18 protein-coding genes are annotated in these 22,545 nt (G+C 74.4%); 10 read left to right on the top strand and 8 right to left on the bottom strand.

The features are described 5' to 3' along the window. Positions 1-77: 77 nt before the first annotated feature. Genes pucD through ACFVGY_RS24850 form a run of 3 tightly spaced genes read right to left on the bottom strand, consistent with a single transcriptional unit; the run spans position 78 to position 3,981 of the window. The gene (gene pucD / locus ACFVGY_RS24860; RefSeq protein WP_385680860.1) at positions 78-2,480 is read right to left on the bottom strand and encodes a xanthine dehydrogenase subunit D; all 2,403 of its coding nucleotides are present in this window, start codon (positions 2,478-2,480) and stop codon (positions 78-80) included. A gap of 2 nt (positions 2,481-2,482) precedes the next feature. Then, positions 2,483-3,085: a (2Fe-2S)-binding protein gene (locus ACFVGY_RS24855; protein ID WP_385680858.1), complete on the bottom strand. Its 603-nt coding sequence runs from the start codon at positions 3,083-3,085 to the stop codon at positions 2,483-2,485. Positions 3,086-3,087: 2 nt separating this feature from the next. Next, positions 3,088-3,981, bottom strand: a complete 894-nt coding sequence (locus ACFVGY_RS24850) for an FAD binding domain-containing protein (protein WP_385680857.1) — start codon at positions 3,979-3,981, stop codon at positions 3,088-3,090. A 252-nt stretch (positions 3,982-4,233) separates the two neighbouring features. Here ACFVGY_RS24850 and ACFVGY_RS24845 point away from each other — a divergent pair, with 252 nt between their 5' ends. After that, the gene (locus tag ACFVGY_RS24845; protein WP_385680922.1) at positions 4,234-5,913 is read left to right on the top strand and encodes a PucR family transcriptional regulator; all 1,680 of its coding nucleotides are present in this window, start codon (positions 4,234-4,236) and stop codon (positions 5,911-5,913) included. Positions 5,914-6,082: 169 nt separating this feature from the next. Continuing rightward, positions 6,083-6,862 (top strand): hypothetical protein, encoded by a 780-nt coding sequence (locus tag ACFVGY_RS24840; RefSeq protein ID WP_385680855.1) that lies wholly within the window; start codon positions 6,083-6,085, stop codon positions 6,860-6,862. A 220-nt stretch (positions 6,863-7,082) separates the two neighbouring features. Here ACFVGY_RS24840 and ACFVGY_RS24835 read toward each other — a convergent pair whose 3' ends face one another. Further along, the gene (locus ACFVGY_RS24835) at positions 7,083-7,757 is read right to left on the bottom strand and encodes a GntR family transcriptional regulator (protein ID WP_385680853.1); all 675 of its coding nucleotides are present in this window, start codon (positions 7,755-7,757) and stop codon (positions 7,083-7,085) included. Between the two features lie 133 nt (positions 7,758-7,890). On the opposite strand from ACFVGY_RS24835, the gene ACFVGY_RS24830 reads away from it, so the two are divergent. The 3 genes from ACFVGY_RS24830 to ACFVGY_RS24820 all read left to right on the top strand — a co-directional run bounded on the left by ACFVGY_RS24830 (position 7,891) and on the right by ACFVGY_RS24820 (position 11,551). Then, the gene (locus tag ACFVGY_RS24830) at positions 7,891-8,775 is read left to right on the top strand and encodes a (2Fe-2S)-binding protein (RefSeq protein ID WP_385680851.1); all 885 of its coding nucleotides are present in this window, start codon (positions 7,891-7,893) and stop codon (positions 8,773-8,775) included. A gap of 110 nt (positions 8,776-8,885) precedes the next feature. After that, positions 8,886-10,256, top strand: a complete 1,371-nt coding sequence (locus tag ACFVGY_RS24825; RefSeq protein WP_385680849.1) for an SMI1/KNR4 family protein — start codon at positions 8,886-8,888, stop codon at positions 10,254-10,256. A 227-nt stretch (positions 10,257-10,483) separates the two neighbouring features. Further along, complete coding sequence (locus ACFVGY_RS24820; protein WP_385680848.1) at positions 10,484-11,551, top strand: DUF2637 domain-containing protein; 1,068 nt, start codon at positions 10,484-10,486, stop codon at positions 11,549-11,551. 96 nt (positions 11,552-11,647) lie between these two features. On the opposite strand, the gene ACFVGY_RS24815 is transcribed toward ACFVGY_RS24820, so the two are convergent. After that, a complete protein-coding gene (locus ACFVGY_RS24815; protein ID WP_385680920.1) occupies positions 11,648-12,025 on the bottom strand; it encodes an ATP-binding protein in 378 nt (125 codons plus the stop codon). 564 nt (positions 12,026-12,589) lie between these two features. Next, complete coding sequence (locus ACFVGY_RS24810; protein ID WP_385680846.1) at positions 12,590-14,257, bottom strand: protein phosphatase 2C domain-containing protein; 1,668 nt, start codon at positions 14,255-14,257, stop codon at positions 12,590-12,592. 351 nt (positions 14,258-14,608) lie between these two features. On the opposite strand from ACFVGY_RS24810, the gene ACFVGY_RS24805 reads away from it, so the two are divergent. The 3 genes from ACFVGY_RS24805 (at position 14,609) to ACFVGY_RS24795 (ending at position 16,598) form a co-directional block, all read left to right on the top strand. Continuing rightward, positions 14,609-15,589 (top strand): helix-turn-helix domain-containing protein, encoded by a 981-nt coding sequence (locus tag ACFVGY_RS24805; protein WP_385680918.1) that lies wholly within the window; start codon positions 14,609-14,611, stop codon positions 15,587-15,589. Between the two features lie 24 nt (positions 15,590-15,613). Continuing rightward, entirely contained in the window at positions 15,614-16,096 is a 483-nt protein-coding gene (locus tag ACFVGY_RS24800) for a DUF456 domain-containing protein (RefSeq protein ID WP_385680844.1), read from the top strand. Between the two features lie 121 nt (positions 16,097-16,217). Continuing rightward, entirely contained in the window at positions 16,218-16,598 is a 381-nt protein-coding gene (locus ACFVGY_RS24795) for a PPOX class F420-dependent oxidoreductase (protein WP_385680842.1), read from the top strand. A gap of 75 nt (positions 16,599-16,673) precedes the next feature. Here the strand turns inward: ACFVGY_RS24795 and rsgA are convergent, their stop codons facing one another. Continuing rightward, positions 16,674-17,738: a ribosome small subunit-dependent GTPase A gene (rsgA, locus tag ACFVGY_RS24790; RefSeq protein ID WP_385680916.1), complete on the bottom strand. Its 1,065-nt coding sequence runs from the start codon at positions 17,736-17,738 to the stop codon at positions 16,674-16,676. Between the two features lie 377 nt (positions 17,739-18,115). Further along, positions 18,116-19,261 carry a YihY/virulence factor BrkB family protein gene (locus ACFVGY_RS24785; protein ID WP_385680841.1) on the bottom strand — a complete coding sequence of 382 codons (1,146 nt, stop codon included), beginning with the start codon at positions 19,259-19,261 and terminating at the stop codon, positions 18,116-18,118. 17 nt (positions 19,262-19,278) lie between these two features. Between ACFVGY_RS24785 and ACFVGY_RS24780 the strand changes: the two genes are divergently transcribed. Together ACFVGY_RS24780 and ACFVGY_RS24775 are read left to right on the top strand one after the other, a co-directional pair. After that, entirely contained in the window at positions 19,279-20,937 is a 1,659-nt protein-coding gene (locus ACFVGY_RS24780) for an acyl-CoA dehydrogenase family protein (protein ID WP_385680839.1), read from the top strand. A 336-nt stretch (positions 20,938-21,273) separates the two neighbouring features. Continuing rightward, positions 21,274-22,542, top strand: a complete 1,269-nt coding sequence (locus tag ACFVGY_RS24775; protein WP_385680914.1) for a GAF domain-containing protein — start codon at positions 21,274-21,276, stop codon at positions 22,540-22,542. The last annotated feature ends 3 nt before the right edge of the window (positions 22,543-22,545 follow it).

The raw sequence follows: 22,545 nt of genomic DNA, 5'->3' as shown, positions 1-22,545 counted from the left end.
AAGGTGTGACGTTCCGCTGTCGCACCGCCCGGGGGGGGGGGGGGGGGGGCGCGCCGGCCCCCCCGGAGAACGCCGTCCTAGAGGGTGCCGGTGAGGGCTTCCGGACGGATCGGCGTCTTGTTGAGCTCCAGGCCGGTCGCCGCCCGGATCGCCGCGAGGACGGCCGGGGTGGACGACAGGGTCGGGGCCTCGCCGAGACCGCGCAGGCCGTACGGCGCGTTCGGGTCGGCGAGCTCCAGGTAGTCGACCGGGATGCTCGGGGTGTCGAGGATCGTCGGGATCAGGTAGTCCGTGAAGGAGGGGTTGCGCACCTTCGCGGTCTTCGGGTCCACGATGATCTCCTCCATCACCGCGACACCGAGGCCCTGGGTGGTGCCACCCTGGATCTGGCCGACGACGGAGAGCGGGTTGAGGGCCTTGCCGACGTCCTGGGCGCAGGCCAGCTCGACGACCTTGACCAGGCCGAGCTCGGTGTCCACCTCGACGACCGCGCGGTGCGCGGCGAAGGTGTACTGGACGTGGCCGTCGCCCTGGCCGGTGACCAGGTCGAAGGCGACGGTCGGCCGGTGGCGGAACTCCAGCTCGATGTCGATGGCGTCCTCGCCCTCGAGCAGCTCGGCGATGTCCGCGAGGACCTCGCCGCCGTCGGTGACGACCTTGCCGCCCTCCAGGAGGAGCTCGGCGGTGGCCCACGCCGGGTGGTAGGAGCCGTTCTTCCGGCGGCCGATCTCCAGGACCTTCTCGCGCACGGCCTCACAGGTGTTCTTCACGGCGCCGCCGGTCATGTACGTCTGCCGGGAGGCGGACGTCGAACCGGCGGAGCCGACCTGGGTGTCGGCCGGGTGGATGGTCACGTGGGTGACGCCGAGCTCCGTGCGGGCGATCTGGGCGTGCACGGTGACACCGCCCTGGCCGACCTCCGCCATGGCCGTGTGGACCATGGCGACGGCCTCGCCGCCGATGACCTCCAGGCGCACCCGGGCGGTGGAGTAGTCGTCGAAGCCCTCGGAGAAGCCGACGTTCTTGATGCCGACCGCGTAGCCGACGCCGCGGACGACGCCCTCGCCGTGGGTGGTGTTCGACAGGCCGCCGGGCAGCGCGCGGACGTCGGCGCTCTCACCGGCCGACTCCCACTGGCGCTCCGGCGGCAGCGGGCGGGCCTTGACCCGGCGCAGCAGCTCGGCGACCGGGGCGGGCGAGTCCACGACCTGGCCGGTGGGCATGATCGTGCCCTGCTCCATCGCGTTGAGCTGGCGGAACTCCACCGGGTCCATGCCCAGCTTGGCCGCGAGCTTGTCCATCTGGGCCTCGTACGCGAAGCAGGCCTGGACGGCGCCGAAGCCGCGCATGGCGCCGCAGGGCGGGTTGTTCGTGTAGAGGGCGATGGCCTCGATGTCCACGTCGTCGACGACGTACGGGCCGACGGAGAGGGAGGAGGCGTTGCCGACGACCGCCGGGGAGGCGGAGGCGTAGGCGCCGCCGTCCAGCACGATCCGGCACTTCAGGTGCGTGAGCTTGCCGTCCTTGGTGGCGCCGTGCTCGTAGTACAGCTTGGCCGGGTGGCGGTGCACGTGGCCGAAGAAGGACTCGAACCGGTTGTAGACCATCTTGACCGGCTTGTTGGTCGCGAGGGCCAGCAGGCAGGCGTGGATCTGCATCGAGATGTCCTCGCGGCCGCCGAACGCGCCGCCGACGCCGGAGAGCGTCATGCGGACCTTCTCCTCGGGCAGGCCGAGGACCGGGGCGATCTGACGGAGGTCGGAGTGCAGCCACTGGGTGGCGACGTACAGGTCGACGCCGCCGTCCTCGCCGGGCACGGCGAGGCCGGACTCCGGGCCGAGGAAGGCCTGGTCCTGCATGCCGAAGGTGTACTCCCCCTCGACGATCACGTCGGCCCGCTTGCGGGCCTCCTCCACGTCGCCGCGGACGATCGGCTGGCGGTGCACGATGTTCGGGTGCGGCACGTGGCCGGCGTGGTGGTCGTCGCGGCCCTCGTGGATGAGCGGCGCGCCGGGGGCGAGGGCGGAGGCCTCGTCCGTGACGACCGGCAGCTCCCGGTAGTCGATCTTGATCTTGGCGGCGGCGCGGCGGGCGGTCTCCGGGTGGTCGGCGGCCACGAGGGCGACCGGCTCGCCGTGGTGGCGTACGCGGCCGTTGGCGAGGACCGGGGTGTCCTGGATCTCCAGGCCGTAGTTCTTCATCGCGGCCGGCAGGTCCGCGTAGGTGAGGACCGAGTAGACGCCGGGCATGGCCAGCGCCTCGGAGATGTCGATGCTCGCGATCTCGGCATGGGCGACGGGGCTGCGCAGGGTCTGGCCCCACAGCATGTCCTCGTGCCACATGTCCGAGGAGTACGCGAACTCGCCGGTGACCTTGAGGGTGCCGTCCGGGCGGAGCGTGGACTCGCCGATGCCGCCCTGGTTGTGCTTCTGGGAGACGTTGGTCGGCGTACCGGACGGGGCGGTGCGGGTGTTGGCCATGGTCAGACCGCCTCTCCCTGGCGGGCGGCCGCCAGGCGGACCGCGTCGAGGATCTTCTCGTAGCCCGTGCAGCGGCAGAGGTTGCCGGACAGGGCCTCACGGATGTCCTGGTCGGACGGGTCGGCGTTGCTCTCCAGCAGCGCGTCGGCCTGGACCAGCAGGCCCGGGGTGCAGAAACCGCACTGGACGGCGCCGGCGTCGATGAACGCCTGCTGGATCGGGGAGAGCTCCACGCCCTCACCGGTCTGCGAGTCGGTGCCCTTGGCGGTCCACTGCCTGGCCTCGTCGGTGGAGACGCCCTGGGCGCCGCCGCCGCACGCGCCGGTGCCGCAGGAGTGGCCGTGCTCCTCGCGCTGCTTCGCGAAGTCGGCGAGGCCCTCGACGGTCACGACGTCGCGGCCCTCGACCTGGCCGGCGGCCACGAGGCAGGAACAGACCGGCACGCCGTCGAGGCGTACCGTGCAGGAACCGCACTCGCCCTGTTCGCAGGCGTTCTTGGAGCCGGGCAGGCCCAGGCGCTCACGCAGGACGTAGAGGAGGGACTCGCCCTCCCAGACGTCGTCAGCCTGCTGCGGACGACCGTTGACGGTGAAATTGACGCGCATGGTTACGCAGCCCCTTCAAGCGAGCGGCCGTTGCTGCCGCGGTACTGCTCCCACGTCCAGACCAGCTGACGGCGAGCCATGATGCCGACCGCGTGACGGCGGTACTTCGCCGTGCCGCGAACGTCGTCGATCGGGTTGCAGGCGCCGGAGGCGAGCTCACCGAACTGCTTGGCGATCGACGGGGTGATGACCTTGCCGGACTCCCAGAACCCGCCCTCTTCGAGCGCGGCGTTGAGGAACTCCTCGGCGGCCTTCGCCCGGATCGGGGTCGGCGCGGCCGAGCCGATGCCGGTGCGGACCGTACGGGTCTGCGGGTGCAGGGCCAGGCCGAACGCGCACACCGCGATGACCATCGCGTTGCGCGTGCCCACCTTGGAGTACTGCTGCGGACCGGTGGCGTTCTTGACGTGGATCGTCTTGATGAGCTCGTCCGCAGCGAGCGCGTTGCGCTTGACGCCGGTGTAGAACGCGTCGATCGGGATCATGCGGGTGCCGCGTACGGACTCGACCTCGACCTCGGCGCCCGCGGCGAGCAGGGCGGGGTGGGAGTCACCGGCGGGCGAGGCGCAACCGAGGTTGCCGCCGACACCGCCGCGGTTGCGGATCTGCGGGGACGCGACCGTGTGCGAGGCGAGCGCGAGACCCGGCAGTGTTTCCCGCAGGTTCTCCATGATCTGGGTGTACGGGACGGAGGCGCCGAGCCTGGTGACCTCCTCGCCCACCTCCCACTCCCGCAGCAGGTCGATGCGGTTCAGGTCGAGGAGGTACTCCGGACGGCGGTGGTCGAAATTGATCTCGACCATGATGTCGGTGCCACCCGCAATCGGCACAGCTGTCGGGTACTCGGCCTTCGCGGCGAGCGCCTCCTCCCAGCTGGCGGGGCGAAGGAAGTCCATATGTGGCTCTCTTCTTGTAATCGGGTCGTTCACTTCAAGCCAGGAGGCGGACGGGCCCTCGACTGGTCGTTCACGTGGTGTTAACGCGGTGTGGAGCCAGTACACAAGCCGGGCGTCCCCCGGGTGCAGTCACCGAAACCATGAAGGAGTTGGCTGGCGCCCTCCCTCGTCTTGTAGATTCGTATGAAAGGCAGGATGCACGACCTGCCCGATTTCCAACGGCAACATTCGAGACAGATCGGCGGCGACACCATGCGGCTGCGCGCACTGCTGGAAACCGAGGCGCTGGGGCTGCGGCTGCTGGGCGGCGAGGAAGAACTCGACCGGACGGTCCGCGGCGTCATGACGACCGACCTGAGGGATCCCAGCCGATACCTCACCGGGGGCGAACTCGTCCTCACCGGCCTGGCGTGGCGAAGAAATTCGGCCGACTCCGAGCCGTTCGTACGAATCCTCGCGAGCGCGGGCGTCGCCGGGCTCGCCGCCGGCGAGGCCGAGCTGGGCGACATCCCGGACGATCTCGTATCGGCCTGCGAACGCCACCGCCTGCCGCTGTTCGCCGTGAACGAGGACGTTGCATTCGCCACGATCACCGAGTACGTCGTACGGCAGGTCTCCGGGGAGCGCGCCGGCGACCTCGCGGCCGTCGTCGACCGCCACCGCCGCCTGATGACCTCGGGTCCCGCGGGCGGCGGACCGGACGTGGTGCTCGATCTGCTCACCACCGACCTCGATCTGCGCGCCTGGGTGCTGTCCCCCACAGGCCGGCAGATCGCCGGAGCGGGAGAACCCCTGGCACCGGGCATCTGTGCGGCTCTGGCCGGCGAGCACCTCGCGGCGGTCCGCACCGGGCGCAGGGGCCCGCACCGGATCTCCATCCAGGGTATTACCTACTCGTTGTTCCCGATCAGGGGTGCGGGGCGCGGCCCGGCCGGCCCCGGCGGACGCGACGTGCGCGAGAGCGTGCTGTCGGACTGGCTGCTGGCGGTCGAGGCGGACGCGGGCGACTGGCCGGCCGAGCGGCTGGACCTGCTGCAGGGCGTGACCCAGCTGATCGCCGTCGAGCGGGACCGGCGCGACGCGGCCCGCACGGTGCGCCGCCGGCTGGCGCAGGAGGTGCTGGAGCTGGTCCAGACGGGTGCCGCACCCGCCGAGATCGCGGCGCGCCTGCGGGTGGCGGCCCCGGTGCTGCTGCCGGGGCTGGGCGCCGCCCCGCACTGGCAGGTCGTCGTGGCCCGGGTGGACTGGGAGGGCGGGGACATCCCGGGCGGGCCGGTGGCCCAGTCGCTGCTGGAGGAGATCCTCGTCGACCCGTCCGCCTCGGGTCCGGAGCCCTCGGACCGGATCGCGGTCGCGCACACCGGCGACGAGGCGATCGCGCTGGTGCCGCTGCCCTCGCGCCCCGGGGAGCCGGGCGAGGACAAGGGCCCGGACGCCGCCCTGCACGCCGACGAGCTGCTGGCCACCGTGCGCGACCCGCTGCAGGCGGGGCTGGACGGCGACGGCCGGCTCACCCTGGGCGTCAGCGCGGCCGTGCACTCCGCCGAGGGGCTGCGCGGGGCGCTGGAGGAGGCGCGGCACGCCCGCCGGGTCGCCGCGGCACGCCCCGGGCGGGTGTGCGCCGCCGGGCACCACGAGCTGGCCTCGCACGTCCTCCTGCTGCCCTTCGTGCCGGACGACGTGCGGCGCGCGTTCACCGCGCGGCTGCTGGACCCGCTGCGGGACTACGACCGCCGCCACCGGGCCGAGCTCATCCCGACGCTGGAGGCGTTCTTGGACTGCGACGGGTCCTGGACGCGGTGCGCGACGCGGCTGCACCTGCACGTCAACACGCTGCGCTACCGGGTCGGGCGAATCGAGCAGTTGACGGCGCGTGACCTGTCGCGCCTGGAGGACAAGCTCGACTTCTTCCTGGCACTGCGGATGAGCTGAGCGGTTCCGTCACACGGGCGGGAGGGGCGTGTTCACAAAGCGCTGACGCAGCGTCCGGACTTTGTGAAAGAGTTCACCCGACCCCTTGGCCGAACCTGCCGATCCGTGCTCTCATTTCGCCCCAGGGCTCGAAGACGTGCTTGCTGCTTGTTGCTTTGGGGAGGGCAATGTGGCGGACACCGCCATGTCCGGTGCCGGAACCACCGGGGGGGACGACCCCCTCCAGCGGGCGATATGGCGGCTGCGCTCGCGCGGCTGCTGGACCGATGCGGCGGCCCTGCTGGCCCCGCATGTCGACGACGACGCCGGCGCCGCCGTGCAGCGCACCGCGCTGCTGATCGAGCGGTGCCTGTTCACCGGGCAGGGCTGGGCCGAGGCCGAGGACGCGCTGCGCGTCGCCGAGGCGGTGGCCGCGGACGACGACGAGCGCGGCGCGGCGGCCTGCGAGCGGGGTCACCTGGCGTACGCGGCCACCGTGCTCGGGGTCCGCGACCGGGCGGACGAGGCCCGCGCGGCGCTCGGCCGCGCGGCCGCCCTGCTGTCGCCGGACTCTCGCACCCGCCCGCTGCTGGACCTGCGGCGGGGGCTGGTCGCGGAGCACCTGGCGGACGCCCCGCAGTCGGCGCGGCCGGCGTACCGGCGCGCGCATGCGGGGGCGTCGGCGCACGGGGACACCCTGCTGCTGTCGTTCACGTGGCGCCACCTGGCCGCGCTGGCGCTGCGGGACGGCGAGGTCGCGGAGGCCCGCAAGGGCTTCGCGGAGTCGCTCCGCATCCGCGAAGAGCTCGGCTTCCTGGTCGGAACCGCTCCGGCCCTGGCGGCGCTGGCGGAGGTCGAACCGGAGCCGGAGGCCAGCCGGCTCCGCGCCGAGGCCCGCCGCCTGTTCCGCCTGCTGGGCGGCGTCCCCACCTGGCTGGCGGACCAGCTCCAACCGACCCCGGCCACCTGAGCGGCCCCGCCTCCCGACCCGGGCTCCGCCCATGTCAGCGACGGCGACCGGCCGACCTCCAGCCCCGCCGGCGATTTGAGGCGCGGGGGTGCAGGGGCAGGCCCCCGGAAGCGGCGGCGCGCCTGCGCACGAACGGGTGAACCAGGGGTCGGGCGCGGAGCCGACCGGACCGGCGCCCGCCGGACCGGCCCCCGCCCGAGCGGCGGGCCGACGGCAGGCGTCAGGCGGCGGCGGAGCCGGCGAAGTGTTCGCGGACCAGCGACTCGATCACCGGGAGGTCGCCCGCGATCAGCGCCTCCAGCAGCGCCGAGTGCTCCGCGGCGTCCGCGACCAGGTCCGCGCGGCGCGTCCGCGGGGCGCCGGGGACGGGCCACTGGGAGCGCCGGTGCAGCTCCTCGGCCACCTGGACCAGCTGGTCGTTGCCGTCCAGCGCCAGCACCTCCCGGTGGAAGGCCCGGTCGGCCTCCGCGTACCCGGCCAGGTCCCCGGCCGCGGCCGCCTCCGCCGTGGCGGCGGCCGCCGGCCGCAGGGCCGACCAGGTCCCGGCCGGTACCGTACGGGCCAGCCGCAGCATCACCGGGACCTCGATCAGCGCCCGTACCTCGGCGAGCTCGGCCAGCGCCCGCGGGGTCCGCTCCAGCACCCGGAAACCACGGTTCGGCAGGCATTCCACGGCCCCTTCGAGGGCCAGCTGCTGCATCGCCTCGCGCACCGGCGTCGCGGAGACGCCGAAGCGCTCCCCCAGTGCGGGCCCGGAGTAGATCTCCCCCGGTACGAGTTCGCCGTCGACCAGCGCGGCGCGCAGCGCCTCCAGCACCTGTCCGCGTACGGAGTGGCGCAGCACCTTCTGGGTCGGGATCAGGGCCGACACCCCGACACGGGCCGCTTTGTGCACTCGGTCCTCCTGTGGGTCTCGGCCTGTCGGGAGAATAGTTGAATCCGTCCGGGAAGTGTTGATACAGACGGCCCCAGATCGGGTAAGGTAAGCCTTACCTATGTCGATCACGACCTCTGATCGGTGATGACGCATGCCCGCGCCCGTCCTCGCAGCCGCCCCGGCCCCCGATCCCGTACCCGCGCCCCCCGCCTCCCCGCTGGCGGACGCGTACGCACGGCTGACAGCGGTGTACGAAGGCCTGCACGTGGTCGAGCGCGCCGCGCACGAACCCGCCCCTCGCGGTGCGGGGTGGGTCGGCGCGGACGAGCTCGCGGCCGGCGGACCGGCCTTGGACGCCTTCCTGGCCTGGGACAAGGCCCAGGTGCTGCAGGACTACGGGCGCGAGGCGCGCCCCGACGTGGTCGCCACGTTCGGGCTGCACCGGTACGCGTGGCGCGCCTGCCTGCTGACCACCGTCCCGTGGTTCCTCCAGCGCCGGGTGCCCCGGCTGACCCCGGCGGACGTGGCCGTCCACCGGCCCCTCGGGCGGATCAGCGTCCGCGCCGAGTCCTTCGCCTGCCTGCCGGACGATCCGGGGGCGGTCCTCCCCGGGGCCCGGGTCGTGCCCGACGGGGAGGCCCTGCGGGCCGAGGTGCGCGCTGCGGTGGCGCAGCACCTCGAACCGGTGCTGGACGGTTTCGGCCCGCGCACGCGGCGCAGGCACCGCGCCCTGTGGGGCCTGGCGACCGACTCGCTCGTCGCCGGCCTGTGGTACGCGGCGAAGCTGCTCGACGAGGAGCAGCGGGCCATCGCCGAGCTGCAGGCCCTGCTCCCGGGCACGACGGCCCCGTACACCGGGGGCGCCGGGTTCCGTACGCTCACAGGCCCGGGCGGCGAGCCGCTGGCGACCCGGGACCGGGTCAGCTGCTGCCTCTTCTACACGATCCGGCCCGAGGAGACCTGCGTGACCTGCCCCCGGACCTGCGACGCGGACCGGGTCAGCCGCCTCACGGCCCGCGCCGCTGCCGCCGGCTGAGCGTCCGCCATGTGACGCCCGGCGCCGTCGGGCGGCGTCGGGCGGCGTCGGGCGGCGTCGGGCGGCGTCGGGCGGCGTCGGGCGTCAGTGGCGGCACGTACGGTCTGCTCATGATCGATCGACGCCCTCCCTTGTCCTCCCTGTACGAGTTCGCCCCCTGGGGTCCCGTGCTGCGGCTCCTGCTGGCCGGCTACCCGGAGATCCGTCCCGACGGGTCCGCCCGGGTGGCGGGACGCATCGGCCGGACCGGCTGGAGCCTCTGGCTGCCAGGAGGGATGTCGTCGGAGCGGCCGGCGGCGGTGGAGCACGTCCAGCGGGCGCTCGCGCGCGGCGGTGTCGAGGAGGTCGCGTTCTCGGCGGAGATCCAGCCGACCGGACGGACCACGCTCCGCCTGGTCTGGCCCTGCCCGGCCGTGGAACCGGCCATCGGCTACCCGGACCTCGGGGTGCTCGTCCTGGTCGACGGCTCCGTGCCCGAACCGTGGCGCCGCCTCCCCGATCCGGTGCCCGGGGCCGTCCCGGCCCCCTCGGTCGACCTGGAGCTGCTGGAACGCACGCTCCGCGAGCAGATGCCCGACGCCATCGGCGCGACGGAGGAGGAAATAGCCGCGGCCGAGGCCCGTCTCGGCGTCACGCTCCCCGACGAGCTCAAGGTGTTCTACCGGGTGACCCGGGCCCGGTGGGAGGACTGGGGCGACAACTACGAGGCGGCGGACCGCACCTCCACCGCGGGCGACTACGACGCCTGCGACCTGGAGTCCCTGAACAGCGTCGAGCCGGGCACCCGCCATTCCTGCTGGAATCTCGACGGGAAGGACGCCGTCGTCACCCCGCCCGACGCCGCGGTGCAGGGTCTGGCCGGCTCGCCCGGCTGGATCGTCTTCGGCAGCAACGGCGGCGACGAGATCGCGGTCGACCTGACCCCCGGCCCGGGCGGACACCTGGGGCAGGTCATCCTGGTCGACCACGAGCGGAGCCTCGGCGCCGAACTCGTCGCCGATTCCTTCACCGACCTGGTCCTGGGCCGGACGCGGGAGCAGCCGCGGGGCCGCCACGAGGGTCTTCCGGCCGTGGCCGAGGTCGGCGGCGACGGCGACGGCGATCTGGCGACCGTCCGGGCCGCAGCCCATCCCGCGCTCGAAGTCCTGTCCATCGCGGCCGGGGACGGCGCGCCGTTCAGCCTCGCCCCCCTCACGGGATTGCCGCGCCTGCGCACCCTCACCGCCGACCCCGGCACGCTCGCCGACCCCCTGGAGATCGCAGAGCTCACCGGGCTGGAGTTCCTGGAGCTCGGGCCGCAGGAATGGCGCGTCCTCCTGGACGCCGGCGCCGTACCGCGCAGCCTGTCGGCCGCCGCCGTCCGGGAGCGCGGCCAGGACCGCGGGACCGTGGTGGCCGTCGCCAACGAGCTCCTCGCCCTCTGGAACCGGCCCCTGATCGAGGAGACCGTCCTCGAAGGGGAACTCCTCCCCGAGGCGTAGTCGCCCGGCGCCGTCAAGCGGATCGCGCACCAACCCACCCGTCCGACTGACCGTAATCGAACACAACTCCCGCTACGCGGAAGGGAGTTCGACCCACAACACCCTATCCGGCGGGCCGGGCCCCCCGATGGCGTCCACTTGCCCGGAAACCCGCATGCCGAGCCGATCTCCTGCGCCACCATGGCCCCGGTAGGCCGCAAGTCGATGCAAAGGCGAGGGACATCCGCATGAGACTGACCGACATATCGCTGGACTGGCTGCTGCCCGGCAGCCTGTTGATCCTGGGCGTACTTGCGGCAGTTGCGGTACTGGCCCGGGGCAAGCGGGAGAACGACAAGGCGGCGGCCGAGGATTCCTGGGAGCGCAGCGAGGAGCGGCGCCGCCGCAAGGAGGCCGTTTACGGAACCGCCTCCTACGTCCTGCTGTTCTGTTGTGCGGCGGTGGCCGCCGCCCTCTCCTTCCACGGGCTGGTCGGCTTCGGCCGGCAGAACCTGAACCTCTCCGGCGGCTGGGAGTACCTGGTCCCCTTCGGCCTCGACGGCGCCGCCATGTTCTGCTCGGTGCTCGCCGTGCGCGAGGCGAGCCACGGCGACGCGGCCCTCGGCTCGCGCATGCTGGTCTGGCTGTTCGCGGGCGCGGCGGCCTGGTTCAACTGGGTGCACGCGCCGCGCGGCCTCGGCCACGACGGGGCACCGCAGTTCTTCGCCGGCATGTCGCTGTCGGCGGCCGTCCTGTTCGACCGGGCCCTCAAGCAGACCCGCCGGGCGGCACTGCGCGAGCAGGGCCTGATCCCGCGGCCGTTGCCGCAGATCCGCATGGTCCGCTGGCTGCGGGCGCCGCGCGAGACGTTCGGCGCGTGGTCGCTCATGCTGCTGGAGGGCGTCCGCACCCTGGACGAAGCCGTCGAGGAGGTGCGGGAGGACAAGCGGGAGAAGGAGCTGGACCGCCACCGCAGGCGGGACCAGAACCGGCTGAACCGGGCCCGGCTGAAGGCGTTGGGCCGGCAGAACCGGACCTTCGTGTTCGGGCGCTCGCGCGGGCGCCAGGTGGACATGGCGGGGCTGGCCTCCGCGACGGGCTCCGCGCCGGTCGGCGCGGAGCCGGCCATAGCGGATCAGGGACAGCTGCCCGCCGCGCGCCGACGCCTCTCCCTGCAGGCCGTGACCGGATCGGACCTCGGTGACGTGTCCGGCCCGCGCACGGTCGACCTGACCGCCGAGGACGACACCCAGACGATCCCCCGGCTCGACTCCCTGGAGCGCAAACTCAAGGACCTGGAGCAGCAGTTCGGCTGACGCTCCTGCCACCCGCCCCGGCCCCGCCGGCCCGTCGTCGGGCACGGGGCCGGACAGCCCGGAGGGCCCGCCTGGTCAAGGCGGGCCCTCCGCCGTTCAGGCTTCGGCGACACCGTGCAGCTCGAACCACACCACCTTGCCGGCCGCCGGTGCGCCCGCCGTGTCCACGCCCCAGGCGTCGGCGAGCGCCTGCACCAGCATGAGTCCCCGCCCGTGCGTACCGTCGTCGGCGGCCGGTACGTACGGGCGCGGGGGCCGGCCCGGGGCGTGGTCGCGGACCTCCACCCGCAGCCGGCCCGCGCAGAGCCGGGCCGACACCTCGGCGCCCTGGTCGGTGTGGACGAGCGCGTTGGTGACGAGCTCGGTGGCCAGGAGCTCGGCCGCCTCGGCGGTGTCGGCCCGGCAGCGGTGCCGCATCAGCTCCCTGAGCGCCCTACGGACGTCGCCGACGGCCCTGAGGTCGGCGCGGCGCACACTGCGGCGGAGCTCCAGGGCCGCCTCCCTGCCCGTCACCGCGGCCTCCGGGGCGGACGGCTCCCGCTGGAGGGGTCGCCCTCTGCGCCACTGCTTCCCGGTTTTCGCCTCCACCCGCACGGCGATGCCCCTCCCCCGTATCCCTGGATCTCGAACAGGTCTACGGGAATGCATGCCCGCCGGGGTATCCCGCACTCCTGCGGGCTCACGCCCGCATCACGTCGCAGGGGTGGGATCGAGCCATCCGGATCACCCGGCCGCGCCGCCGTCGAGCACCTGCTCGCCGTCGGACAGTCCGAATCCGGTCACCGTCCCGTCCCCGGTGTTCGGTGGAACGAACGGCGCTCCGGGTCCGGAAACCGTGCCCGCGAGGACGCGCCCGGCCCGGGCGGCGGTTCACGGGCCGTACGCAGAAAGGCCGGAAAGCGGCATTCCCCACGCGGTCGTTCCGGGTGATGAGTTACCGAACAGGACTACTTTGACGGGCAGGCCGTACTGCACGAGGGTGAGGAAATCTCCCATCGGTTCCGCCCGTCCGGTGCGTGCGTCGGACACGCACGCGCTTCACGACTCCCAGACCGCGGCGGCCGTCCGGTCGTCGGCATACCCCTTGACGCGCAGCTGCGTGTCGGCGAGGAACGCGGCCAGGCCGGGCGGTTCCCCGTCGGACCAGCGGGCCGCGAGCTCGGCCGGCAGCAGCTCCTCCTCCCGCATCGGGTCCGCCAGGCCGCCCGAGCAGAGCAGCAGGGCGTCACCGGGCCGGGCGACGGCCGCGCGGAACCGGAAGTCGGGGCCCGGTTCGGGGCCTGGCTCCCCGTCGGGCCGGGCCGGCACGGGCGGCGGCTCGGCGGTCTCCAGGTCCCGCCAGGCGCCGGAGCGGAGCCGGAACAGCCCGCCGGGGCCGGCGCCGAAGCAGACGCGGGTACGGCATTCGGGGTCGATGGGCAGGAGCAGGGCGCGCAGCCCGGCCGTGTACGCGTCCTCCGGGTGGCCGAGCTCGGCGGCGCGGGCCCGCAGCCGCCCGTAGCCGCGGTCGGTGAGTCGCTGGAGCCCGGAGCGGAGGGCGTCGCGCCGCCCGGCCCGGATGTCGTCGGCCAGCCGCGGCTGGCTGCGGCCGACGGCGGCGCCGATCCAGTGGCACAGCTCGGCCGCAGCCTCCGCGGCTCCGGCGGCAGCACGGTCGCCGCCGGCGAGGGCCACCAGGACGAGGGCGTCGTCGCCGGATCCGAAGCGGGCGGTGAGCAGGACGTCCCGGCGGGCCTCGCCGCGGTAGCGGGCGGAGTCCCCGCGGACCGAGGCGGCGCGCAGGGTGCAGGCCCCGTGGCGGGCGCCCTCCAGGACGGTGTCCGGGACCAGCGTGTCGAGCGCGGCCGGGTCGGCGAGGGGCAGCGCGCCCGGCTCGGCGGCGTAGGTGGGCGCCCGGTCCCCGAGGTGCTGCACCTCGGGCCGGGCGGACGTCGCCGGGGCGGCCTGCGGGGCGGGCGGGGCGGCCTGCGGGGCGGGCGGGGCGACAGGGGGCCGCGGGGGTTCCGGTACGGGCTGCGGCGGAGGCGGCGGTGCGGACGAGGGCGTCGGCGGGGTCGCGGGCGCGTCCGCGTCAGCCGGGACGGGCGGCACGGTCACGTCGCCCAGCCCGTATCCGGTCGTCCCGCCCTCGCGCGGATCCCGCGGCCGGGGCAGCCCCGGACCGGCCCACGGGGCCACACCGAACCCCCCGGCCCCCACCGGCCCGTCCGGCTCCCGGCCGCCACGTCCGGACCCGGGCCCGGCGGCCGCCCCGTCCGGACGAACCGGCTGGGACGGCACGGTGCGCGGAGGTACCGGTGGGGGCGGTACGGGAGCGGGCGCCTGCGGCCCGGGCCGTACCGACACGGGCGGCGCCGGCGGGGCTGCCGCATCCGGCGGGAGCGCCTGCGCCGGGACCACGGCGGACTCCCCCGGCGAGGGCAGCCCCGTCCCGGGCGGGGCCGCGGGCGACGGCCCCGCGGCGGGGGTCCGCTGCCCGGCCGCCGCGGCACCGGGTCGCGCCGGCGGGGCCACCTCGTCCGGCGGGCCCGGCTGCGGCGGCACCCCGGGCGGCGCCGCCACCGGTGCGGGCGGGGGCGGCGGGGAGGTCAAGGAGGCCGCCGAGTCATAGCGGCTTTCGAGGGTGTCCCCCGGGTCGGGGGCCGCGCCCGCGTCGGGGTCCCCGTACAGCCTCTGCCACCAGTCGTCCGCGCCCTGCTGACTCATGCCGCTATTCTCGGCCCCCCGCTGCCGCGGAAAACGCGGAATACACGAAATGGGGTCCCCTTCCGCTCCCTTCGCACGCCCCGTCGCGTTCCGCACATCCGTATGCCCGCCCGGCCTCCGGAACCGCCGGGGCGGTTCACCCTCGGCCTTCCCACGGCGGAACCGCACGCCCCACGAAACGGATGCATCACCCCCCTCCCGGAGGTTTCCGGGCAGCAGTGCACACACGTCGCGTCCGAGCGGCGGATGTTGGTGCTGCGGCAACGGCTGCGGCGATGATGTCCGCGGCGGGTTTGCGCCGTGGCCGCTTCCCGCCAGGGGCGGCGGGCCGAGAGCTGGGGGGTGGACGGGTTGCTGAGTGCGATAGGCCTGGACGAGGGCCAGGAGGCGGCGTACCGCGCGCTGGTGGCGCTGGGGGCGTCGGAGGTGCCGGATCTCGCGCACCGGCTGGCGCTGCCGGTGCCGCAGACCGAGCGGGCGCTGCGCCATCTGGAGCGGCACGGCCTGGCCGCACAGTCTTCGGCCCGGCCCGGACGCTGGGTGGCGGCCCCGCCGGGAGTGGCGCTGGCGGCGCTGCTGGCGCGGCAGCGGCACGAACTGGAACAGGCGGAACTGTCGGCGGCCCTGCTCGCGCAGGAGTACCGGGGGGAGGCGGCCGAGCCGACGGTGCACGACCTGCTGGAGGTGGTGACGGGCGCGAGCGCCGTGGCGCACCGGTTCCGGCAGCTCCAGCTGGGCGCGGCACACGAGGTGTGCGCGCTGGTCACCGGTAGGCCGCACGCGGTGACGGCGGCCGACAACGAGGAGGAGGAGCGGGCCGCCGCCGCGCGGGGCGTCGTGTTCCGGGTGGTGGTCGACCAGGACGTACTGGGCGGGCCGACGGGGATCCGGGAGGCGTCGACGGCGCTGGCGCGCGGGGAGCAGGTGCGGGTCACGGACCGGGTCCCGACGAAGCTGGTGATCGCGGACCGGTCCCTGGCGATGGTCCCGCTGACGGCGCGCGGGGCGGAGCCGACGGCGCTGGTGGTGCACGCGTCGGGGCTGCTGGACTCGTTGGTCGGCCTGTTCGAGGCGGTGTGGCGGGAGGCGGTGCCGCTGCGGCTCGGGGCGACGGGGGCGGCGGAGGCGTCGGCGGGCGTGCCGGACGCCACGGACCTGGAGATCCTGACGCTGCTGCTGGCCGGGCTGACGGACGCGAGCGTGGCCAAGCACCTGGAGCTGGGGCTGCGGACGGTGCAGCGGCGGGTCAAGGGGCTGATGGAGCTGGCCGGGGTGACGACCCGGCTGCAGTTGGGCTGGCACGCGCGCGAGCGGGGCTGGGTGGCCCGGTAGGCCCCGGTCGGGCACGCTGAGCACGTGGATCTACCACAGCTGCTCCTGGTGGGGCTGGTGCTGCTGCTCGGGGTGGCCGGGGTGCTGGTCCCCGGCGTTCCCGGAACCTGGCTGGTCTGGGCGGGAGTGCTGTGGTGGGCGCTGCGCGAGCGGTCGGCGGCGGCCTGGTCCCTGCTGGTCTCGGCGACGGCCCTGCTGCTGGTGGTGCAAGTGGTCAAGTGGCAACTGCCGCCGCGGCAGCTGCAGGGGGTCGGGGTGACCCGCCGGATGGCGGTGTACGCGGGTGTGGGCGCGCTGCTCGGCTTCGTGCTGGTGCCGGTGGTGGGCGCGGTCCCGGGTTTCGTGGGCGGCATCTACCTGTGCGAGCGGCTGCGGCTCGGCACGCACGGCGAGGCGTGGGCGTCGGTGCGGGCGGTGATGCGGGCGGTGGGGACGAGCGTGCTGGTGGAGCTGTTGGCCTGCCTGATGGTGATGGGGGCGTGGGTGGGCACGGTGGTGGCGGGCTGACTCCGTCGCCCGGTCGGCGGAAGGGGGCGGTGGCGGGACGGACCGGTACCGCGGGTCCTGCTGCCCCCGGTCGGACCTTCGGTCCGATGCGGCGCGGGGCCGGATGCGGGACCGTGGCCGTATGAGGGAGTTCAAGGGTTTCAGCGAGGCGGAGCTGGCGTACCTCCGGTCGCAGCGGCTCGGACGGCTGGCGACGGTGGACGCGAAGGGCCAGCCGCAGGCCAATCCGGTCGGGTTCTTCCCCCAGGAGGACGGCACGGTCCTGGTCGGCGGGCTCGCCATGGGCACCACGAAGAAGTGGCGGAACCTGCAGGGGAACCCGCGGCTGGCGCTGGTCGTCGACGACCTGGTGAGCACCCGTCCGTGGCGGGTCCGCGGCATCGAGATCCGCGGCCACGCCACGCTGGAGGTCGGCCCGCACGACCTGGGCCCGCACTTCAGCCCGGAGGTGATCCGCATCCACCCCGACCGGGTCTTCGCCTGGGGCCTGGACGCCCCGTAGGGGGCCGGGCGGGGCGGATACCGGCAGGGCAGCACCGCCCCGCTCCACCCCGTCCGGCCCGCCCGGGCCGGCCGGTCAGATGCTGCGGCCCCGCTTGGCCGCGTGGTTGGCGCGCCCCTCGGCCGACTTCAGGCGCCAGTCGCGGCGGATCTCGGACCGCAGCCGCGCGTCCGTCTTGGCGACGATCCGCTGGTTCTCCCGCTGCAGCTTGCGGTAGCTCTCCAGGCGGCGCACCTGCAGTTCCCCGGCGTCGACGGCCGCGAGCACCGCACACCCCGGCTCCGCCTCGTGGGCGCAGTCGTGGAAGCGGCACTCGGCGGCGTACTCCTCGATCTCGGAGAAGACCTGCCCGACACCGGTCCCGGCGTCCCACAGGCCCACACCGCGCAGCCCCGGCGTGTCGATCAGCACGCCCCCGCCCGGCAGGGCGAGCAGGTTGCGGGTGGTGGTCGTGTGGCGGCCCTTGCCGTCCACGTCGCGCGTCGCCCGGACCTCCATGACGTCGGCCCCCGTCAACGCGTTGGCCAGGGTGGACTTCCCGGCGCCGGAGATGCCGAGCAGCACGCTCGTCCCGTCGGCGACGATCGACGCGAGCACGTCCGTGCCCTCCCCGGTGTGGGAGGAGACGGTCAGGACCTGGACGCCCGGCGCCGTGGCCTCGACGTCCTGGACCAGGTGGGACAGCGCGACCGGGTCCGGTACGAGGTCGGCCTTGGTCAGCACGACGAGCGGCTGCGCCCCCGACTCCCACGCCAGGGCCAGGAACCGCTCGATGCGGCCCAGGTCGAGTTCGACGGCGAGGGACACCGCGATGATCGCGTGGTCGACGTTGGCGGCGAGGATCTGCCCCTCGGAGCGCTGCGAGGAGGTGGAGCGCACGAAGGCGGTGCGGCGCGGCAGGTACGCCTTGACGTACCGCGGGTTTCCGGCCGCTTCCACCGCCGCCCAGTCGCCGGTGCAGATGACGCGCAGGGGGTCGTGCGGGGTGACGAAGGCGGTGTCGGCGCGGACGGTGCCCCCGGCGGTCGCGAGGTCGCACTGGCCGCGGTCGACGCGGACGACGCGGCCGGGCAGCAGGCCCTGTGCGGCGTACGGGGCGAACTCGGCCTCCCAGGCCGCGTCCCAGCCGAGGGCGGTCAGCTCGGAGGAAGCGGCGGCAGCGGCGGCAGCGGCGGAATCGGAAGAAGCCGGAGAAGAAGGAGAAGAGGGAAAGGAAGAGAGAGTCAAGGGGAACCCTTCACAGGGTGGCCCCGGCCGCGCAGGCGCCTGTGGCGCGCGAAGGAGGTGTGAGGTCAGCCGGAGACCACGGGGGTGGCATTGATGGTCTTCTGAGTGCGGGCAGCACTCTGCGCAGCGACAGTCATCAATGGACTCACCTCCTGGTCGTACGACGAGCCGACGGTCCCGCACCGGGCGGCGGGAACGGGACCACCGTAGCAAGTGCCCGAGCGGCCGCACCAATTGTTTTCCGGTGTTGGTTTTCCGGGGTGCTTTCCGGTGCGGCTCGCCCGCGGAGGTCAGTGCTTGCGGAGGCGGGCCGTGTAGTCCTCCGGCGGAAGGAAGTTCGACCAGCGCTCCGGGAACTCCGACGGGGTACCGCCGTCCCCGTCCCCGTCCTCATCCCCGTCCTCCTCGTCCTCGTCCTCGGACTCCCCCTCGGCCAGCGCCCGCCAGGCGGCGGCCCGCGCGATCAGCTGGGCGGCCTCGGCCTCCCGGGCCCGCTCGTTGGCCTCGCGGGCGGCGGCCGTCGCCACGGACGGCCAGACCCGGTCGATGGCGGCGTTCACGGCGGCGCCGACGAGGACCGCGAAGGCGGAGACGCCGATCCACAGCAGTACGGCGACCGGGGCGGCCAGCGATCCGTAGATGGTGGGTCCCTCAACGGTGTTGATGAGGTAGAGCCGTAGCAGGAACGAGCCGAGCACCCACATGGCGAGCGCGACGAGCGCGCCCGGGACGTCCTCGATCCACGGCGAGCGCACGGGCACGGACACGTGGTAGAGCGTGGTGAGGAAGACGATGGACAACAGCGTGACGGTGGGCCAGTACAGCACGGCGATCACTTCCGCGCTCCACGGCACCCACCGCACCACGGCGTCCGGTCCGGCCACCATCAGCGGCAGCACGACCGCGCCGATCACCAGGGCGATCACGTACAGCAGGAAGGCCAGCAGCCGGGTCTTGACGATGCCGCGGTGGCCGTCGAGCCCGTACATGACGGTGATGGTGTCGATGAAGACGTTGACGGCGCGCGAGCCGGACCACAGGGCGAAGGCGAAGCCGAGGGAGATGATGTCGGGGCGGCCGCGCGAGGTCACGTCGTCCAGCATCGGTTTGGCGATCTCGCTGACGCCCCGGTCGGAGAGGACCGTGCCGACGGCGCGGAGGATGTTCTCCTCGATGGAGGCCACGAAGGTGCCGCCGGTCCAGCCGTCGACGTAGCCGAGGACGCCGAGCAGGCCGAGGAAGAGCGGCGGCAGCGACAGCAGCGTGAAGAACGCCGCCTCCGCGGCCAGTCCCAGGATCCGGTACTCGATGCACGAGTTCACGGTGTCCTTCAGGAGCAGCCACGCCATCTTGCGCTTGGAGACGTTGCGGTAGAGGGCCCGGGCCCGGTGGAGTCGCCCGGAGACCCGCCCGGGAGTTTCTTCTGCTGGCTGCACGTCCTTACGGTATCCGCATGGCAGCCACCACCCACACCGTGACGAATCAGGCTCCTCCCCTGGCGGGATACGACGTCTACGCCGGCGACCGGGCCCTCATCGAGAACGTGGAGCGCCACCTGGGCGACGCGCCGCCCGGACTGCTCGCCGAGGTGCGCGCGGAGCTCTCGGAGCTGGGGCGGGCGGCGGGGTCCGCGCAGGTGCAGGAGTGGGCCCGGCAGGCCGACGAGAACCCGCCGCGGCTGCGGACGCACGACCGGTACGGGAACCGGATCGACGAGGTGGAGTTCCATCCGGCCTGGCACCGGCTGCTGGGGCACGCGGTGGGCGCCGGGCTCACGGACGCCTGGACCCGGCCGGCGGGGCACCTGCGGCGGGCGGCCGGGTTCTTCGTGTGGTCGCAGGCCGAGGCGGGGCACGGCTGCCCGGTGTCGATGACGCACGCGGCCGTGCCGGCGCTGCGGGCGGAGCCGGAGCTGGCCGCCGAGTGGGAGCCGCGGCTGACCTCGCACGTGTACGAGGAGGGGCTCAGGCCGGCCGGGCTGAAGGCGGGCGCGCTCCTCGGCATGGCGATGACGGAGAAGCAGGGCGGCAGCGACGTCCGGGCGAACACGACGGCGGCGCGGCCGCTGGGCGGGCCCGGCGAGTACGAGCTGACCGGGCACAAGTGGTTCTGCTCGGCGCCGATGTCGGACGGGTTCCTGGTGCTGGCGCAGGCGGCGGCCGGGACGGGGCGGGACGGCCTGACGTGCTTCCTGGTGCCGCGGGTGCTGCCGGACGGGACGCGGAACGCGTTCGCGATCCAGCGGCTGAAGGACAAGCTCGGCAACCGGTCGAACGCGTCGGCCGAGGTCGAGTTCGACGGCACGTGGGCGCGCCGGGTCGGCGAGGAGGGGCGCGGCGTGCGGACCGTCATCGAGATGGTCGCGGCGACCCGGCTGGACTGCGTGCTCGGGTCGGCGGCGCTGATGCGGCAGGCGCTGACCCAGGCCGTCCACCATGCGGAGCACCGCTCTGCTTTCGGAGCACCGCTCATCGAGCAGCCGCTGATGCAGAACGTGCTCGCCGACCTGGCCCTGGAGTCGGAGGCGGCGACCACCCTCGCCCTGCGGCTGGCCGCCGCCTGCGACGCCGACACCGACCGGGAGCGGGCCTTCCTGCGCATCGCGGTGCCCGTCGCGAAGTACTGGGTCACCAAGCGCTGCACGCCGATGGTGGCGGAGGCCCTGGAGTGCCTGGGCGGCAACGGCTACGTGGAGGAGTCCGGCCTGCCCCGGCTGCTGCGCGAGTCCCCGCTGAACTCGATCTGGGAGGGTGCGGGCAACGTCCAGGCCCTGGACGTCCTGCGGGTGCTGCGGCGCGAACCGCAGGCACTGGACGCCTTCCTGCGGGAGATCGGGCAGGCCAGCGGCGCCGACCACCGGCTGGACGCGGCCGTCCGGGGGCTGCTGACGGAGCTGGCGGACCTGACGGGCATCGAGGCCCGGGCACGACGGCTGGCCGAGCGCATGGCCCTGGTGCTGCAGGCGTCGCTGCTGGTGCGGTGGGCCCCGCCGGAGGTGGCGGACGCCTTCTGCGCGGGGCGGCTGGGCGGCGACCGGGGCGCGGCCTTCGGCACGCTGCCGCACACCCTGGACCTGGGGGCGGTGGTGGAACGGGCGCGGATCACGGGGTAGGCGGGTCCCCAAACCACGCCACCGCCGGGATCCGGACCCGTTGACCGGGCCAGCGGTGGCGCCGCGCCGACTCGGCACCACCGCTGGCCCGAAAGCCCCGAGGAGGAGCTGTCACGCCGCTCGCGGCGCGCGGACAGTTTCGGTCGGGTGACCGGGACTTGGCGAGAGTTGCATACCGTTGCAACCCTCTGAGACGGAACCGTCCGCCGGGTGTGCCAGGGGAAGGGCACGCCCGGGACGACCCGGGCGGGTTCCCTCGCACGTCCTGTTCCGCACGGGGAGGTTCCGGTGGCCGACACCGCAGGAGGCACGGTCGATGTGGCGCGCATCTCGGCCATGGAGACCCGGGAGGCGACGCGGCTGCTGAAGGGGGTGCGTGCGGCCGCGTTGGCTGGGGAGCGGCCACCGGCGCTGCCCCGCCCGGAGATCGCGGAGTCCTGGCGCCGGATGCTCGCGCGCGGGGTGCACCCGGACCGGGACGCCCGCTCGCGACTGCTGTCGGCGGCGGAGACGGAGGAGCGGCGGCAGGGGTCGCCGCTGCGGGAGATGCTGCCGGTCCTGCGCGAGGGGCTGCTGCCGGCCCTGGACACGGCCCTGCACATCATGGTCGTCGCCGACTCGGACGGGCGGCTGCTGTGGCGGGAGGGCGCACCGCCGATCCTGCGGGCGGCGGACCGGCTCGGCTTCGGGGTGGGCGCCGACTGGGACGAGGCGGTGGTCGGCACGAACGGGGTGGGCACCGCCCTGGTGGCCCGGCGGCCGGTCCAGGTGTTCTCGGCGGAGCACTTCGTCTCCAGCCACCACGAGTGGACGTGCGCGGGGGCTCCGCTGCACGACCCGCGGGACGGGCGGCTGCTGGGCGTGGTGGACGTCAGCGGCCCGCTGGCCACCATGCACCCGGCCACCCTCGCCTGGGTGAGCTCGGTGGCCCGGCTCGCGGAGCGGGAGCTGCAGGTGCGGCACCTGGAGTCGTTGGAGCGGCTGCGGGCGGTGGCGGCGCCGCTGCTGGCCCGGCTGCACCCGGGGCGGGCGGCGGTGGTGGACCCGCACGGCTGGACGGCTGCGGTGACCGGGTTCGCCCCGCCCGAGCGGGTGCCGCTGCCGAAGGCGTTCGGTCCGGGGCGGGTGTGGCTGGCGCAGCTCGGGCAGTGCGCGGTGGAGCCGCTGCCGGGCGGCTGGCTGCTGCGCATCGCGGAGGCGCCGCCGGTCGGGGCGGCGGCGAGCCGGGTGGTGCTGGACCTGAGCCGGCCGCGCGCGTGGACGGCGACGGTGTACGGGGCCGCCGGGAGCTGGTCGCTGGAACTGACCCCGCGCCACGCCGAGCTGCTGTTCCTGCTGGCGCAGAACCCGCGGGGGCGTACGGCGGCCGAGCTGGCGGAGGAACTGTTCGGGGACCCGACGCGGACGGTGACGGTCCGGGCGGAGGTGTCGCGGGTGCGGCGGCACCTGGCGGGGGTCCTGGCCCACCGCCCGTACCGGTTCGCGGAGGACGTGGAGGTGGAGCTGATCCGGCCCGCGGACCCGGCGGGGCTGCTGCCGCACTCCACCGCGCCGGCCGTGGTCAGGGCCCGCCTGGGCCGTTCGGGGTCCGGCGTGGTTCCCTGACGT

The organism is Streptomyces sp. NPDC127106, assembly GCF_042677605.1.
Classification (GTDB): Bacteria; Actinomycetota; Actinomycetes; order Streptomycetales; family Streptomycetaceae; genus Streptomyces.
This window is presented reverse-complemented; position numbering and strand designations above follow the sequence as displayed.

Bases quoted from the DNA above. Each gene is read 5' to 3' on its own strand.
- pucD (WP_385680860.1), bottom strand. From the start codon at position 2,480: ATGGCCAACACCCGCACCGCCCCGTCCGGTACGCCGACCAACGTCTCC.
- ACFVGY_RS24780 (WP_385680839.1), top strand. From the start codon at position 19,279: ATGGCAGCCACCACCCACACCGTGACGAATCAGGCTCCTCCCCTGGCG.
- ACFVGY_RS24850 (WP_385680857.1), bottom strand. From the start codon at position 3,981: ATGGACTTCCTTCGCCCCGCCAGCTGGGAGGAGGCGCTCGCCGCGAAG.
- ACFVGY_RS24820 (WP_385680848.1), top strand. From the start codon at position 10,484: ATGAGACTGACCGACATATCGCTGGACTGGCTGCTGCCCGGCAGCCTG.
- ACFVGY_RS24825 (WP_385680849.1), top strand. From the start codon at position 8,886: ATGATCGATCGACGCCCTCCCTTGTCCTCCCTGTACGAGTTCGCCCCC.
- ACFVGY_RS24795 (WP_385680842.1), top strand. From the start codon at position 16,218: ATGAGGGAGTTCAAGGGTTTCAGCGAGGCGGAGCTGGCGTACCTCCGG.
- ACFVGY_RS24775 (WP_385680914.1), top strand. From the start codon at position 21,274: ATGGAGACCCGGGAGGCGACGCGGCTGCTGAAGGGGGTGCGTGCGGCC.
- ACFVGY_RS24845 (WP_385680922.1), top strand. From the start codon at position 4,234: ATGCGGCTGCGCGCACTGCTGGAAACCGAGGCGCTGGGGCTGCGGCTG.
- ACFVGY_RS24830 (WP_385680851.1), top strand. From the start codon at position 7,891: ATGCCCGCGCCCGTCCTCGCAGCCGCCCCGGCCCCCGATCCCGTACCC.
- ACFVGY_RS24855 (WP_385680858.1), bottom strand. From the start codon at position 3,085: ATGCGCGTCAATTTCACCGTCAACGGTCGTCCGCAGCAGGCTGACGAC.
- ACFVGY_RS24810 (WP_385680846.1), bottom strand. From the start codon at position 14,257: ATGAGTCAGCAGGGCGCGGACGACTGGTGGCAGAGGCTGTACGGGGAC.